The organism is Asticcacaulis sp. (genome assembly GCF_047605585.1).
Lineage (GTDB): Bacteria > Pseudomonadota > Alphaproteobacteria > Caulobacterales > Caulobacteraceae > Asticcacaulis.
Genome location: NZ_JASGFK010000006.1, coordinates 61,689 through 76,716 on the forward strand (window position 1 = coordinate 61,689; position 15,028 = coordinate 76,716).

13 protein-coding genes are annotated in these 15,028 nt (G+C 59.9%); 1 reads left to right on the forward strand and 12 read right to left on the reverse strand.

The window, feature by feature from the left end; all coding sequences use genetic code 11:
* Positions 1–15 precede the first annotated feature (15 nt).
* Complete coding sequence (locus tag QM647_RS14520; protein WP_414996254.1) at positions 16–150, reverse strand: hypothetical protein; 135 nt, start codon at positions 148–150, stop codon at positions 16–18.
* Between the two features lie 348 nt (positions 151–498).
* On the opposite strand from QM647_RS14520, the gene QM647_RS14525 reads away from it, so the two are divergent.
* Positions 499–1,017 carry a TIGR02281 family clan AA aspartic protease gene (locus tag QM647_RS14525; protein ID WP_414996255.1) on the forward strand — a complete coding sequence of 173 codons (519 nt, stop codon included), beginning with the start codon at positions 499–501 and terminating at the stop codon, positions 1,015–1,017.
* On the opposite strand, the gene dusA is transcribed toward QM647_RS14525, so the two are convergent.
* The 11 genes from dusA to QM647_RS14580 all read right to left on the reverse strand — a co-directional run bounded on the left by dusA (position 1,001) and on the right by QM647_RS14580 (position 14,792).
* The gene (dusA, locus tag QM647_RS14530) at positions 1,001–2,032 is read right to left on the reverse strand and encodes a tRNA dihydrouridine(20/20a) synthase DusA (protein ID WP_414996256.1); all 1,032 of its coding nucleotides are present in this window, start codon (positions 2,030–2,032) and stop codon (positions 1,001–1,003) included. The genes QM647_RS14525 and dusA overlap by 17 nt on opposite strands.
* 862 nt (positions 2,033–2,894) lie before the next feature.
* Entirely contained in the window at positions 2,895–3,215 is a 321-nt protein-coding gene (locus QM647_RS14535; protein ID WP_414996257.1) for a 2Fe-2S iron-sulfur cluster-binding protein, read from the reverse strand.
* 64 nt (positions 3,216–3,279) lie between these two features.
* Entirely contained in the window at positions 3,280–4,680 is a 1,401-nt protein-coding gene (locus tag QM647_RS14540; RefSeq protein WP_414996258.1) for a glutamine synthetase family protein, read from the reverse strand.
* A gap of 1 nt (position 4,681) precedes the next feature.
* Positions 4,682–6,001 (reverse strand): Rieske 2Fe-2S domain-containing protein, encoded by a 1,320-nt coding sequence (locus QM647_RS14545; protein ID WP_414996259.1) that lies wholly within the window; start codon positions 5,999–6,001, stop codon positions 4,682–4,684.
* 45 nt (positions 6,002–6,046) lie between these two features.
* Entirely contained in the window at positions 6,047–7,339 is a 1,293-nt protein-coding gene (locus QM647_RS14550; RefSeq protein WP_414996260.1) for a lipase family protein, read from the reverse strand.
* Positions 7,340–7,386: 47 nt separating this feature from the next.
* Positions 7,387–8,439, reverse strand: coding sequence for a dipeptidase (locus QM647_RS14555; protein WP_414996261.1), 1,053 nt, complete (start codon positions 8,437–8,439; stop codon positions 7,387–7,389).
* A gap of 11 nt (positions 8,440–8,450) precedes the next feature.
* A complete protein-coding gene (locus tag QM647_RS14560) occupies positions 8,451–9,638 on the reverse strand; it encodes a M24 family metallopeptidase (RefSeq protein WP_414996262.1) in 1,188 nt (395 codons plus the stop codon).
* On the reverse strand, positions 9,635–10,630 hold the full coding sequence (locus tag QM647_RS14565) for a D-cysteine desulfhydrase family protein (protein WP_414996263.1): 996 nt from the start codon (positions 10,628–10,630) through the stop codon (positions 9,635–9,637). Before QM647_RS14565 ends, QM647_RS14560 begins: the two co-directional genes overlap by 4 nt.
* 64 nt (positions 10,631–10,694) lie before the next feature.
* Positions 10,695–12,095 carry an aldehyde dehydrogenase family protein gene (locus tag QM647_RS14570; RefSeq protein WP_414996264.1) on the reverse strand — a complete coding sequence of 467 codons (1,401 nt, stop codon included), beginning with the start codon at positions 12,093–12,095 and terminating at the stop codon, positions 10,695–10,697.
* Positions 12,096–12,099: 4 nt separating this feature from the next.
* Entirely contained in the window at positions 12,100–13,410 is a 1,311-nt protein-coding gene (locus QM647_RS14575; protein ID WP_414996265.1) for an NAD(P)/FAD-dependent oxidoreductase, read from the reverse strand.
* The gene (locus tag QM647_RS14580; protein ID WP_414996266.1) at positions 13,407–14,792 is read right to left on the reverse strand and encodes an aspartate aminotransferase family protein; all 1,386 of its coding nucleotides are present in this window, start codon (positions 14,790–14,792) and stop codon (positions 13,407–13,409) included. Before QM647_RS14580 ends, QM647_RS14575 begins: the two co-directional genes overlap by 4 nt.
* Between the last annotated feature and the right edge of the window lie 236 nt (positions 14,793–15,028).

Consider the following 15,028-nt stretch of genomic DNA (forward strand, 5'->3'; position numbering starts at 1 on the left):
CTGGACCCGAAGTACCTACTTCCGATTGATCGGCTTAAAGTCCTGCGGACGACTGACCGCGCGGGATTCCTTACTGCGCGGGCTGGCGAACAATCCTCCGAACAGGGCGAAGGAAGTCATGGCGTGTTGCTTCTTTTCTTGGTCTTGCATGGGGTGCGTCTCCTTTTCCAAATGCGTGAATGGACCAGAAGACGCGCCGCGGCTCGCAGGGGTTCTCACCCTCTCAGTCGTCGTCGCGTCGTGAGTTAACTATGCCAGAAAATTCCCGCATTGCAAGAACTATTCCGAACACGGAGCATATTATTTGAAATTTTATCATTAAAATATTGATTTTATTACATTTAAAATCGTCAAAAAGAAACCTTACCGATCTAATTTCAACTTTTCCCACCTCGGGAATCTGATTCATCATAAAGCAACCCTGTTGGTCTATGGTAGGCGCAGGTCAAAATGATCCCTTCGGCGCCAGACGTCGATGCGGCGCGGAGTGTCAGTTCTATGTTCAAATCGGCTATCGTACTGGGCTGTGCCGTCTTCTGCGCGGTCCTGACCGGCACCGGTGTCCTGTCACTTGGCGCACACACCGATACGGTCGATATGGCGACCACGGAGTCCGCACCGCCCGCCAGCAGCTCCACAACCATCGATAATCATGTCACAGCCATCCCCAAGGCCAGTGACGGCCACTTCTGGGCCAATGCCACGGTCAATACCCGCGCCGTGCGCTTCCTGGTCGATACCGGTGCCACCGTCGTGGCCCTGACCCCCGCCGACGCCCAGCGCCTGGGCTTCGATATGCACGCCCTGACCTTCGACCGCGAAATCACCACCGCTAACGGCAAGACCTACGGCGCCATCGTCAATCTCAGCGTTGTTGGCATCGGCCAGAGCCAGGTGCATAATGTCGAGGCGCTGGTGGTCAAGGACGGCCTGCAGACCTCCCTGCTCGGCATGAGCTATCTCGGCCGCCTGTCACGCTTCGAAGCGACCCCGTCGAACCTTATCCTGCATCCTTAAATTCATAGGCTTCGCGGCGCGCATCAACCGCCGCCAAGGCTTCGCGCACGGCCAGGATCGCGCGATCCAGCACCTCAAGGCCCGCCCCAGGTACAATTGACTCCACGGTCATGATCCGACGGAAGGCCCGCGCCCCCGGCAGGCCATGCATGATGCCCAGCATATGGCGCGTCATGTGCGACAATGGCACGCCTATAGCCAGTTGCCCGGCCATATAGGGCCGATAAGCCTCCAGAGCCTCGAAAGGCGCGACATCCGCCTCCGCACCGAAGAACAGGCGATCCACCTGCCCCAGGAGCGCTGGTTCATGATAGGCCGCGCGGCCGAGCATCACGCCATCGACATGTTTTAGATGGGCCTGCGCCTCTTCCAGCGTGCCGATGCCGCCATTGATGGCGATGGTCAGGTGCGGCCTGGCGCGCTTGAGCTCATAGACCAGGTCATAATCGAGTGGCGGCACGTCACGGTTTTCCTTGGGCGACAGGCCCTTCAGCCACGCCTTGCGCGCATGGACGGCGAAGGACGTTACGCCAGCCTTTTCACAGGCCTCGACCAGGGCGAACAGGCTGTCACGCGGCTCCTGGTCATCGACACCGATGCGGCACTTCACTGTGGCCGGCAGGCTGGTCGCCTCGATCATCGCCTGCATGCAGTCGGCCACCAGTTGCGGCTCTCGCATCAGACAGGCGCCGAAACTGCCGGACTGCACGCGATCGGACGGGCAGCCGCAGTTGAGGTTGACCTCGTCATAACCCCAGTCCTCGGCGATCTTCGCGCACTGCGCCAATTCGTCCGGCTCGGAACCACCGAGTTGCAAAGCGACGGGATGCTCGACATCGGAATAACCCAGCAACCGCTCGCGATCACCATGGATCACGGCCTTGCTAGTGACCATTTCAGTGTAGAGCAGGGCCTGGCGCGACAAGGTGCGATGGAAGGCGCGACAGTGCCGATCCGTCCAGTCCATCATAGGTGCGACGGAAAATTTACCAGACAATATATTGTTTTTACTCATTTTTAAAATTTCGATGACTGAACGGACAATTCAAAACTGCATTTTGAGCAATTTTTCCATCAAAAAAATTGTCAACTTTATCAACATGATAAATGCGTTTTGTCTTATTCGCCATTATTTTTGCATAAAACTTTGGTCATGCAGTACTGCAAAGTCGTACTTTTTCTTCCCGTGCAGTACCGCAGGTCGTAAATGCAAAATGCAATCTATGACCGCTGCTTGGGCGCCCCGAGCTTAACTGCCAGAAACAAAAAGGCCCCGGGAGCGGCGTACCCGTCCCAGGGCTTGATGCCCCCACTTAAGAAGGCTACTTGAGACCTAACAATATAACAATAGCGCAAGGTCTACCTGCCCAGCTAAACGCGCGTCGCCTCAGCGCCCCGTTGCAGACATTCCCCAGTCGTTACTGCGCAGAGCCCAAAGCGGATATTTGTGAATCGACGCAGCCACTTCTCGCAAATGGATCAAATCTATGGGAAGGTATCGATACCCCGCGTATACGCATGGATATAGCCAAGAATGCGAGGGACACGACAGGCTCACCGATGTCTATATGGAAGAGGGTGGGAACACCGGGGACTTGGGCAGACTATCAGCGCCACCGCACTATGGCGGTCGCCGCCCCTCCCATTAATACAAAACGGAGAAGCCAATGACTAACTCCTCCAAGTCACCTCAATAGTTTGAAAAATGAGGAAAATGGCGCTGTGGAGACGGGTTACCTCCGCTCGGTACCGCATCAGGATCGCCGGGACAATAGCCCAAGAGCGGTGGCGCTTTCTGGTTTGTCACCACACCAGCGGACATTCTAATGTCCGAGCTTAAAAACAACTCTGCTATTTCCGTAATCGCTTTTCAGTCACTACCACTCAGACTCTGGCACCTGTACGATAAGGCCGTCCAGCGCTTCTGTAATACGGATCTGGCAGGCCAGACGGCTGTTGTCCCGGATGTCTTCATTGAATTCCAGTAAGGCACGTTCCGTCTCATCCTGAGCATCGAGTTTCTCCAGCCATTGTGGATCGACATAGACATGGCAAGTCCCACAGCTACACGCACCGCCACACTCGGCCTCAATGCCGGGTACATTGTTACGGATAGCTCCTTCCATCAGGGATTGGCCGATCCTGACCTCCACGACATGGCGCGTGTCATTGCTTTCAATATAGGTGATCTTGGGCATGTACTCGCGCGCCGGGGCGGTCGCGCTCCTTATTATTGGCGGTGATTTACAGGGCGCCTGAGGATCAGAAGATGTCGAAATATTCGCGCTGCTCCCAATCGGACAGGTCCGCCAGATAGCGGGCGATTTCGGCTTCCTTGATCGTCAGCAGATATTCAACGAAGTCGACGCCGAAGGCCTCGGTCAGGAAGTCACTGTTACGGGCCAGGACGATCGCCTCCATCAGTGATGTGGGCAAACGGGGTGCTGCGGCGTCGTACGGATTTTCCGAGATCGGTCCTGGCGACAAATTGCGCTTCAGACCATCCATACCCGCACGGATTTGGGCGGCCAGATACAGGTAAGGGTTGGCGGCCGGCTCGCCAATGCGGTTCTCGATACGCGTGGCCGGATTACCAAAGCCGCCGATGACCCGCAGCATGGCACCACGGTTGTCCCGTCCCCAGACGACGCGATCCGGCGCCAGGGACTGCGGCGCATATCGCTTGTAGCCATTGATGGTCGGCGTGGAAAACAGGCTCGTCTCCCGTGCGTGCGCCAGAATACCTGCCGCGAACGCCTGACCGACCGGGGACAGGATCTCCCCTTCCCGCTCAGGAATGAAAGCATTGGCGCCGGTTGATCGATCGACCAAAGACTGGTGCAGGTGCCAGCCGCTCGACAAACAATTAGGCAAGCGCGGCCGACACATGAAGGTCGCGTGGTAGCCATGACGGCGGCAGACCTGCTTTACGGCGTTGCGGAACAAAACCATGTTGTCGGCGTGAGCGATCCCCTTCATGGGATGGAAAGTCACTTCGAACTGACTTGGCCCCATTTCGATCTCAAATGAACGCACCGGCAGTTCCAGGGCCTGGCAGGTCCGGCGTATCAGATCCATTACCGGCTCTAACTGATCAAAGCGCTGCTCGGTCAGGTACTGGAAACCGTGCGCCAGTAAGCTGACCTCTGGCGGCGGACCCGGCTGGGCGTTGCCAACGACCGGTTTAAGTGCGGCGTCGTCCAGCTTGAAGACGTGGAACTCGACCTCCAGACCACAGAGGTAATCGAAGCCCAGATGTTCCAGGTCCTCGACTGCCTCCTGCGCGATCCGGCGCGTCGACATCGGCACCGGACGGCCGTCCTGAAAGATGAGATCGCACAGCACCCAACCGCTATGGGGTGACCAGGGCAGAACCCGGAAGGTATCGAGATCGGGCACCATCATCATATCGGCGGCGCCGGCGAAGTCCCGCATACCCGGATGATCCGGCCGCCAGATCGGAAAACTCGTGCGATGGGCCGTATCTTTCAGCAGCAGACTGGTCGTCATGCTGTGGCCGCTTTTGACGACCGAGGCCAGATCGGCCGCAGCAATGGTCTTGCCCCGGAGAATACCGTGCTGATCGGCGAATGCCAGACGAATGACTTCGATCTTCTCGGCCTTGATGCGTTTAAGGATATCGTCGAGAAAGACATCCGTCATATCAAAACCCTTCGGACGCGGGCCAGGGGCTGGCGTTGCGCCGTCTCAAGTCCCGGGCCTTCCAAGCCGCGTCCCAGTCCTGCCCGCCAGCGATTTCGTCGATGGCGACAGGCCCACGCAATGCCGCAGCCTTGTCCGCGCCGCCCCACATCGGCAGTTCACCCTCACCCGTCTCTATAACCTCCATCGCCCGCAGAAGCATCCGACGATGCCGGATGATGCCGACGTCGGTCTGCCCGAGATGTTCATCCGTGCGGTCCTGAATGCGCCCGAGGGACTCAACGGCCCATTGATCGTGAACGTTAATGTCGAAACCCATACCGGTATAGGTAGCGGTGGCCTGTTCGACCGGATCGTAGCCGTAATTGTTGCTTCGGTTGCGTTTGGAGCGATAGTCTGGAAGATCGATCATCTCCAGACGCTGAGCGCGCATGGTGGCCTGGTCGACGCAGTCGCCAAAACTTGTGAAGATCGAATACCAGTAGCAGGTCTCGTCATCGACCGGGACGTGCCACTGTGTGATGGTCATCTCATTGCTCATCGGGATGCAGATCGCGTTCGGGAAGATGCCGTTGGTGATGCGCACATGCATTGTCTTGTCTTCAAGTTCACGCAACGCTGTCAGGCGGATGCCGTAATCCGTCTGATCCATCCGGATATCGGGGGCGGGATAGTCACGCAGAATCTTGGTCAGCGGGACGGCCGCGTCGGCCGCCGCCCCGCGGAACTGCTTGCCGTAACTGTCCTCGGGGTCTTCGTCCTCAAGGAAGCGATGAAGGTAGGAGGCGTGCGCCGGGTCGATACCTACCTCCTGGGCCTGCAGCCAGTTGCATTCCCACAATCCCTTGAAGGCGAAGGTGTATTCCGGCGGGGCCTGAAAGCAGTCGAAGGCGGGGAAGGGCGGCGGATCGCCGGGCCCCATATAGGCAAAGACAATACCGGCCTTAACCTCGCACGGATAGGTCTTCGCCCGGGGCTCCCCCCTGCCATTTGCCTTGGGTTCGGCCGGTCGTTCCAGGCAGGTCCCTTTTTCATTATAGAGCCAGCCGTGAAAGACGCAGCGCAATCCATCCGCCTCGAGGCGCCCCGCGACCAGATCGGCCCCCCGGTGTGGGCAGTGACGCCCGATCAGGCCGAACGTGCCATTGGCCTTGCGAAACAAAACCAGCGCCTCGCCGAGCAAGGTGATCGCCTTGACCGGCCGCTGCCCCTCGAATTCCTCGACCAGCGCCGCAGGTTGCCAGTACCGCCGCAGCACCTCACCTGCAGGCGTCTGGGGACCGACGCGTGTGAGACGATCATTCTGTTCTTGACTCATCATGGGCTTTACTCGGGTGTTGAAAAGGAGGTGACGATGACGGCGGGCTTACTGCCGGCGATCGCTCGGAATGCGGGAGGGGGTTTGCTGCGGCGGGACCAGGGTCGAACAGTTTCCGGTCACGGGCGCTCCAGTCACTACGGCTTTTGCAAAGCGCAGGGTCTCAGGCAGGGACGCGTTGACTGCGCTATCGTGGGTTTCGCCGGGATAATAATGGGCTTCAACCGTGGTGCCGGCATAGCACATGGCGGAAATGAAATTGTATTGGCGAGAGATCGGCGCCCATTCGTCGGCCAGACCCGTCAGGGTCAGTACGGGTACGGTGAAATGCGCATTCTCAAACGGGCTGGCCTGTTCGATTTTCTCGACCGTCTTGGCATAATCCGCCGTGAAGATATTCGTCGTGCCCGGAACGTCCCGATAGTCGAGCTTGTCCTTGACGGCCTCACGGACGACCGAGCCGAAACAACTGGTCTGTGTGGTTTTCAGGATCGACCGCCCGGCGGGTAACAGGGCGCTCTCCGGCTGGAAGCCCTTATCCAGAGCCGGCGCCGTGCCGATCAGGAAGAGCATCTCAAAGGCCGCCTCAATAGACCCATCTTCATCGGCGAAAGGCGGTGTCGCCACCTGAGGGGCGGCCCCCGGATGGTTGGTCTCGACCACCAGGCCGGTGGCAATCGCGCCGACCAGCTTCAAGTCAGGCGCATAGCTTGGGGCCAACCAGGCAGCGCCGAGCGCCGCGCCGGAACCTTGCGAGAAACCCGCAGTGACAATCTTATTCGCCAGTTTCCCCGGATACATCTTCAACGCGACCCGCGCCGCATCGAGTATGCCGATACCTTCCGGTCTGAACAGGAGGTAAGGGTGCGGGCCTTCGGTACCCAAGCCCTGGTAGTCGGTCGCAACGACCGCAAAGCCGGCCGCGAGCCAGGCATCGATCATGGCGATTTCGTCAGCCCCATCGCCCTTCCAGGACGGCGCGCAGACATCCGCGACACCGGTCGTCGGGTGCCCCCAGCTCATAACCGGCCAACCGCCCTTGGGCGGCGTCCCCTTCGGCAGGAATAGCCGGCCAGAGACGACGATGGTCCGGTTCTTGTCGAACGCATCGCGAGAGGTATAGAGAATGCGTTCAGCGACACTGGCCTGAACATAGGGTGCGGCATCCATCGCTTCCTTGCGCAGGAAAGTCCCAGGCTTCGACGGCACCTTCCCGCCCCAGCTATAGAAGGCGGACACACCGCCGTCGCCGAAAAGAGGATCTGCGATGGCGCCCGTTGCAGACAGCGCGGCAAACACCCAGACAGCCAAGGCCAGTAGTCGCTTAGAGAGCTTTACCATGAAGCAAATCCTTTCAGATGTAAGGTCGGGAGCCGCGTGCCTGCCGATCAGGCGCCCCAGATTGTCTCAAGCACCCGCAACCAGTTTTCGCCGAGGATGCCGCGAACGTCGGAGACACTCCAGCCGCGTCCGAGCAGCCAGTGCGCGACCTGAGGGATCACGTCGGGGCCGGCGAAGCTGGGCTTGTTCGAGGTGAGATAACCGCCGACCGGGTATTTCTTGTCACGCCCCACACTGGCGAAATTGGTCAGGAAGTGCGGGATGTTGAAAACGGAATCGAGGCCCAGACCGAGATGCTGCGGGCCGACCAGCTCGGCAAAGTAATCGATGTGCCGACCAATAATCTCTGGCGACATGTCAAAGCGGGTTTCGCTCAGGAACAGGCCAACGCCATTGATGCCGATGACGCCCCCCGTCTGTGCACAGGCCTTCGCCTGTTCGTCTGTGATATTGCGCTGATGCCCCCACAGGGCATGCGCGTTCGAGTGGGTGAAAACCACAGGTGCCGACGCACATTCAATGGCGTCCATAGATGTCCTGAATCCGCAATGCGTGACATCCACCATCATGCGCACCCGGTTCATTTCAGCGACCAGCGCCTTACCGAAGCGGCTCAAGCCGACATCGCTGTCTTCATGACAGCCATCCCCCACCAGATTGCGGGAATTATAGGCCAGAAGCATATGGCCGATGCCCAGTTGCTTATAGGTCTCGACCATGTCGAGATCGCCCAGCAGGCTGTTCGTGCCCTGGAAGTGGAAATTGATCGCGCTCTTGCCTTCGGCTTTGGCGCGCCGGATGTCGGCGACGGACTGCGCAAGGACGTAACGCTCCGGCTGACTCAGAATCTGGTTACGCGAGGCGGCCAGCCAGCGGATCGGGCCTTCGATCGTCAGCTCGTCGCTGGCGATGGTGACCGAGGTAAAGGTGACGCCCGCCGCGAAACGAGAGGCCATGGCGTCATCGAAGTCAGGAATTTGCAGCGGGCCGGCCGGCGATTGCGGAAAGGTCAGGTCGCAGACAAAGGCATCCGCAAGGCTTTCGGGATAAGCGTTTGGCGCGATCGATTCCGACACGGGGGTGTCCATTTGGGTGTCCATGGCTTTGCTCCTCAGATCTCAACATCCAGCAGTTGGCGTGGCAGTTTCGACAAAACCTCTACGCCGTTGGACGTCATGATCAGGGTGTCGATGCAACCGGCCTCGAACCCCTCGGTTTCATCGACGAAGACGTTCTCAAAATTGCTGACATAGCCTGGTTTCAACGCACATTTTTCCATGCCGTCATTTGCCAGGTAGGTGTGGCCGACCCAATTCGGCGGCAGGCTGATACCCAGGGCGTAGCCGCCGATCCACCACACATTCTCCGTCGGCACTTGACCGCGGGCAAAGGCATCGGCCGCCGCCATGGCTGGCGCCGGGTCGTCATTCAGGCGTGCCAGTCTGCGGAATACGTCGAGGCTACCGCCCCCTTGGGCGATGATATGCCTGGCGCTGGTCGACGAGGCCCCCAGGACGAACGAGCGGCCGAGATTGGCATGATACCGGCCCACCGAGGCACAACAGTCGATATTGACGACATCGCCGGCTTCAAGGCGGCGCGTCGAGGGAAAGCCATGAATATCCATCCAGGCTGTTGGACCGGAATTGACCAGAACCGGCATGGCGGGAGGCTCGCTGCCGCGCTCCGCCAGCAGAAACCCCAGCAAGGCCGAGACCTCAAGTTCGCTCATCCCCGGTCGCAGGCGCGACCAGAGTTCCGTCATGGCGGCGTCGGCAATCGTCGCGGCGTTTCGAACGCAATCCAGCTCGGCATCGGATTTATAGAGGCGGACGGAATCGACGATCCAATCGCCCGACACGACAGTAAAACCCGCCCGTTCCAGACGGTGCGCCAGCTCTGTCATCACGGGCGCGGCGGGATTTGCGCTGCTCCATTCAATACCGAACGTCTCCGGCGCGCCTGTTACGGTTTCCAAGACAACGTCGATGGCATTTCCGTAGTCAAATAAGACCGCCTTGTCGGCAAAAACGCGCGTCCGAACATAGCCGGCGTGTCGGCTCCAGTCGAACAGGAGCGTCTCGGGGCGATCGCGATCGATGATAAGACCGACCGGAAGCCGGTTTGGGTACCAGATAGCCTCATACCCGGTCAGGTACAGGAGGTTGGCCGGACTGGTCACGAACAGCCGGTGAAGGCCCCGGCGGGCCATCTCTTCGCGCACCGCCTTTTGACGCGCCCGATAGTCTGCGGCGGCGAAACGCTGACCGACCGGCCGATTTAGCGTTAGCGCGGTCATGTCGTCACCGCCGTGACCAGAGCATCCGGAGGATAGGCAAACAAGGCGGGCTGACCGCCTGTATGCAGGAACACCACCGTCTCGTCTTTTGCGATCTGCCTCTGACGTATCAGGTCAATCAGACCGGCCATCGCCTTTCCGGAATAGACAGGATCAAGAAACACTCCTTCGGTCCGTGCCACCAGATTGATAGCCTCGACACAGGCGGGGGTAAGCGCGCCGTAGCTGTCGCCTACATAGCCGTCGTGGACATCGAGCTCCGAGACGGTGGGCCTGTGCGCCAGACCCAACATCTGAGCGCCCAGGCCAGCTGCTTCGGGGATCGCCTCGTGAAGGTAGTCCTGTGTTCGACTGACGCTGATGCCCGTGAGCCGGTATTGACCGCCCAGGTTCAGCTTACCCAGAAGCAACCCCGAATAGGTGCCGCCTGAGCCTATACCCACGACCAGCCTGTCGGGCTGAACGCTCATGGCGTCAAACTGAGCAAGCATCTCGGCCGTGGCGCAGATATACCCCGCCATGCCTTCGGGGCCAGAGCCACCCAGCGGCATGATGAACGGATGACCGCCACGTGCGCGTACCTGATCGGCAACGCGCTCAAGGCTGTCCCCGAAATCCCAGCGCGGCACCGTCTCCACGAAGGTGACGTTTGCGCCGAGCAATTCGTCGAGCAGCAGATTGCCCTGCCTCAGCTGCGCTTCCCCGGGGACGCCGCCTAGGACGAGCTCGACGGCCAGGCCGGCGCGCTTGGCCATGGCGGCGGTGATCCGCGCCAGGTTCGATTGATAACCGCCGCAAACGATGAGCGTATCCGCCCCTTCCGCCAGGGCGCGCGCCATGATGAATTCGAGCTTGCGAACCTTGTTGCCGCCCAGACCGACCCCGGTCAGATCGTCGCGCTTGAACAGGATACGCGGCCCGCCCAAAGCACGGCTTAAATGCACGGCGTCTTCAAGGGGCGTGGGCAGTTGCGCAAGCCTCAGACGGGGCATGGCGCCGATCCGGCCCGGCATGCCAGTCGCGATGGGGGTTTGACGAGGAGCTTCCGCGCGCATGTCAGGCCACCGCCACCGTCTGGATCTGTAAATAGCCCTCAAGGCCCCAGGCACCATTCTCAGCCCCGACACCAGAGGTTTTCACGCCTGCGGTGGGCAGTTGCGGTCGGGGTTTCATGTGCTGATTTACCCAGACCGTACCCGCGTCCAGGCGCCCGGCAACGTCCAGCGCTGCCTCGACATCCGTGCCCCACACCGAAGCCGACAGTCCGTAAGGCGTGGCATTGGCGCGCTCGATGGCGTCATCAACCTCCGTAAACCGCAGGATCGGCAGCGCCGGACCAAACTGCTCCTCCGCGACGAGACGCGCCTGATCGTCCAGATCGGTGACGATGGCGGGCGCAATGTAATAGCCCGGCCGGTCGATCGCTTTCGGTTCACCGGCCGCGAAGCGCCCCCCGAGCTTCGCCGCATCCATCAGGAGCTCCAGAACGCGATCGAACTGAGGTTTGGTGGTGAGCGGTCCAATGGTGACGGTCTCATCCAGACCATTGCCAACCACGGCCGCCTTTGCCAGGTCCGCCAGGGCGGCGACCAGTTCGTCGTGGAGGGTGTCGTGGACATAGACGCGCTTGATGGCGGAGCACACCTGGCCGCTATTGGTAAAAGCGGCCGCGAACAGCTTTGGCGCGATGTCGGCAATATCCGCTTTTTCAAGGACAATAGCGGCATCGTTGCCACCGAGTTCGAGCGTGACTCCTTTGAAGTCACTGGCTGCGGCGGCAAAGATCTTCTTACCCGTGGCCGTGGAGCCGGTGAAGGTCAGCTTGCGAATACCTGGATGCCCCGTCAAAACCGGCGCCAGATCATCGGTGGCGCTGACGATGTTCAGAACACCGGCAGGCAACAGATCAAGCAAAATCTCACCGAGCCTCAGCGTCGTCAGCGGCGTGAACGGCGACGGCTTCAGGACCAGCGTATTACCGGTCAGAAGGGCAGGCGCGATCTTCCAGGCGGCGGAGATCAGCGGATAGTTCCAGGGCACGATCGCACCGACCACGCCGTACGGCTTGCGGCGAACTTCCCCGACCTTGATCCCGTCGACTTCAACGACTTCACCCGGTAACGGCAGACCGGCGGTATATTCGAACCATCGTGCCGATCCCATGACCTCGCCCTGAGCCACCGCCAAGGGCTTACCCTGCTCGCGGACCAGCAAGGTCGCCAGTTCATCGACGTGCGACCGGATGCGATTGGCGCAGTTCACGAGCGCCTCCCGGCGCAGGGCGATAGTGAGATCGCGCCATATCGGGAAGGCCGCTTGTGCGGCAGTTACCGCCGCGTCCAGTTGCGCAACGGACGCTTGCGGCGCCGTTGCGAACACCTCGCCGGTCGCCGGATCGACGACGTCATAGGTAGTCCCGGCGGTCACCGCGCGGCCATTGATGGTCATGTTCGGCATGTGCTTATCCCCGCACCGAATAGCTACTTTTGGTGTTTTGCTTGCGCAGACGTGAGAAGGCCGACGTGTCGATGGTCAGGCCACTGTATTGGCCCGTGAACTGGAGCGGCCTGGCGTCGTGATCGCCACCGTTTTCCTGATACTCGATGAGTTCAGCCATCAGCGTGCCGGCGACACCAGCGTTCTTGAACTGGTGGCCGCTCGAGCCAATCGCGACATAGAATCCAGGCAGGCTGGTCTTGTCATAGATGGGAATCCAGTCGTCGGACACATCATAGAGATCCACTACGCCCTGCGCGGTATTCGGGATCGGCAGGTCTGGAACCCGCAGGCCCAATCGCCAGGTCTGGGTCTTCCATTGGAACTCGCTGATGTTGCGATCGAAATCGTCCGGGTTTTCAACCCAGGTTTTCGGATCGCAGGCTGGGTCGCTGGAGCCCAGGCTGATCTTGTTGCCAACCTCCGGACGCCAGTAAACGCCTGTATCCGGATCTGATGTGGCGATGCCGCTCAGGCTAAAGTCGAAGCCCTCCGGCGACGGTAAGTGGTGAACCTCGCGACGCAGGGCGCGGGTCTTGACGGTCATCTCGTCCTCCACGCCGGCCATGCGATTGATCAGGCTGGAATGAGGCCCGGCCGCATTGACGATGACATCGGCCGACACCACCTCGCCGGTGGCCAGGCGCACGCCGGAGGTATGGCCGTTCTCGGAGAGAATTTCCACGACTTCACTCTTCAGCTTGAACACACCGCCCAAGGCCTCGATCGCACAGCGCAGATTGTGCGTCGCCAGTTGCGGATCGTTGACATAACCGCCTTCGGGACAATGGACGGCGCCCGCGATCGGCTGGCCGTTGCCTTCACCGAATACCGGATCGTCAACCGGCAGGGGCGGCGCGAATGACGTCATGTCGTAAATCGGCAGTCTGGCCTGCAGCTCCTCGGCCGTCCACTCATCGAAGTCGACGCCGACCTCGCGATAGAGGTCGAGCATCTCCGCCCGATCGTCCGCGTGGGTTTTGAGGACCAGGTGACCTGACTTGACATAGCGAGCCAGTCCACTCGGATCGGCATCGCCCACCAGATCCGACCAGTTCTTCCAATAGTGATGTCCCTCGACCGCCAGCTTGACGCCATCGAGCGTGGAGTAGGAAAAGCGGACTATGGCGCAGGAATTGACGGTTGACCCATATCCGACTTCCGCGTTCTTATCGATATTGATGGTCTTATACCCCGCCTTTAGCAGGGCGAAGGCGATCCCGCATCCGATGATACCGCCGCCGATGATAACGGCTGTTTTACCCGAACCTGTCATTGGATGTTCGTTTCCTTCATGAACCAGACGATGGTTTGCTCCAGTGTGTCGACCAGGCGCTCGATGTCAGCGCGGGTGGCGCACAAAGGCGGCCCGAATTCGACCACCTGGAAGGTGCGCGCCAGCACGCCCAGGTCCTGCAAATGTCCGGTCACCTTGCTCATCATCATGTCCGATGGCGCGAAGGGCTGGCGCGTCTTCACATCACGGACCAGCTCGATTCCCGCCAGGAGACCGCGCCCACGGATATCGCCAACGATCGGATATTTGCGTAAGGTCTCCAGGCCTTCAAACAGGTAAGCTCCCATTTCGGCCGCGTTCTCAATCAAGCCTTCGGTTTCCATGATCTCGATGTTCTTGAGCGCCGCGGCTGCCGACGCCGCATGTCCGCCAAAGCTGATGACGTGGTTGAGACCGGACTCGCGCCCCTCCGCCGCATCGAACCGCGCCGTGACCTTATCGCTGACGATAGTGGCGCCCATGGGCGCGTAACCGCTGGTCAGTCCCTTCGCCATGGTCATGATATCGCCAATGACGCCGTAGTGCTGGCAGGCGAACATCTTGCCCGTACGCCCAAAGCCATTGATGACTTCATCGATGATCAGCAGCACGCCGTACTTGTCGGCGATCTGACGCAAACGCGGCAGGTATTCTTCGGGCGGCTCGTAGATCGACGCCGCTGCCGGAATGGGCTCGGCGATGATGGCCGCCACGGTTTCAGGGCCCTCATGCAGGATCTGACGCTCGATCATGTCGGCGCAGAGCACGCCGCAGGTCGGGTAACTGAGCTTGTACTCACAGCGATAACAATTATGCGACGGCACCTGGGCACAACCGGGGACGAGCGGCGAGAACACCTTGTTATTGTACTCGTGGCTGGCCCCGGTGATGCTCATCGCGTAGAAGGACGAGCCATGATAGGAGCCGCGCCGGCTGATAACCTTGGTGCGCTTCTGGTCGCCGCCCAGCCAGTGATACTGCTTGGCGATCTTGACGGCGGTCTCGACGGCATCCGTACCGCCCGAGCCAAAGAAAACCCGGTTCAGATCTCCGGGGGCCAGGCTGGCCAGCTTGGTGGCCAGATCGGCGGTCGGTTGCGCTACGAAGCTGTAAGGCGTCACATAGGCCAGCTTTTCCGCTTGTCGAGCATAGGCCTCAGCCACCTCCTTGCGGCCGTGGCCGATATTGGTGACGAACGCACCACCCGACAACGCATCGAGATAGCTGCGCCCCTCTTCATCGAAGAGATAGCACCCCTCCCCGCGTTCGAAGACGGTCAGGCCGTTTCTCGCCCGCAGGGTTTTGGGCGGTGTGACATGGAACCAGACGTGCTCGAGCGCTTTGTCCTTAAGCACTGAATTGATCGCTGCCGTATCCGCCATGGTCATTCTCCGAGAGGCTGTCGCCCGTATCGCTGTACGAATTGTGAACTATTGTTCTGAATGCGTAACACGAGCCCCACCTCTTCGCAACCCAAAATGATGAAAAAAATCATCTAACATATTGATTTTTATTGATTTTAATTTGATTTACGCACACAGCGTATCGCGCTTGGCAGGCATTACGCCGCTGCCAAGTAAGGGCAATCCTATGGGTAAGACCAATCCCTTTTTGCGCG

What these genes read in the sequence shown, in the direction of transcription:
- QM647_RS14525 (WP_414996255.1), top strand. Translation starts at nt 499, where the DNA reads ATGTTCAAATCGGCTATCGTACTGGGCTGTGCCGTCTTCTGCGCGGTC.
- QM647_RS14565 (WP_414996263.1), bottom strand. Translation starts at nt 10,630, where the DNA reads ATGCCCCGTCTGAGGCTTGCGCAACTGCCCACGCCCCTTGAAGACGCC.
- QM647_RS14575 (WP_414996265.1), bottom strand. Translation starts at nt 13,410, where the DNA reads ATGACAGGTTCGGGTAAAACAGCCGTTATCATCGGCGGCGGTATCATC.
- QM647_RS14580 (WP_414996266.1), bottom strand. Translation starts at nt 14,792, where the DNA reads ATGGCGGATACGGCAGCGATCAATTCAGTGCTTAAGGACAAAGCGCTC.
- QM647_RS14560 (WP_414996262.1), bottom strand. Translation starts at nt 9,638, where the DNA reads ATGACCGCGCTAACGCTAAATCGGCCGGTCGGTCAGCGTTTCGCCGCC.
- QM647_RS14520 (WP_414996254.1), bottom strand. Translation starts at nt 150, where the DNA reads ATGCAAGACCAAGAAAAGAAGCAACACGCCATGACTTCCTTCGCCCTG.
- QM647_RS14550 (WP_414996260.1), bottom strand. Translation starts at nt 7,339, where the DNA reads ATGGTAAAGCTCTCTAAGCGACTACTGGCCTTGGCTGTCTGGGTGTTT.
- QM647_RS14540 (WP_414996258.1), bottom strand. Translation starts at nt 4,680, where the DNA reads ATGACGGATGTCTTTCTCGACGATATCCTTAAACGCATCAAGGCCGAG.
- QM647_RS14555 (WP_414996261.1), bottom strand. Translation starts at nt 8,439, where the DNA reads ATGGACACCCAAATGGACACCCCCGTGTCGGAATCGATCGCGCCAAAC.
- QM647_RS14570 (WP_414996264.1), bottom strand. Translation starts at nt 12,095, where the DNA reads ATGCCGAACATGACCATCAATGGCCGCGCGGTGACCGCCGGGACTACC.
- dusA (WP_414996256.1), bottom strand. Translation starts at nt 2,032, where the DNA reads ATGAGTAAAAACAATATATTGTCTGGTAAATTTTCCGTCGCACCTATG.
- QM647_RS14535 (WP_414996257.1), bottom strand. Translation starts at nt 3,215, where the DNA reads ATGCCCAAGATCACCTATATTGAAAGCAATGACACGCGCCATGTCGTG.
- QM647_RS14545 (WP_414996259.1), bottom strand. Translation starts at nt 6,001, where the DNA reads ATGATGAGTCAAGAACAGAATGATCGTCTCACACGCGTCGGTCCCCAG.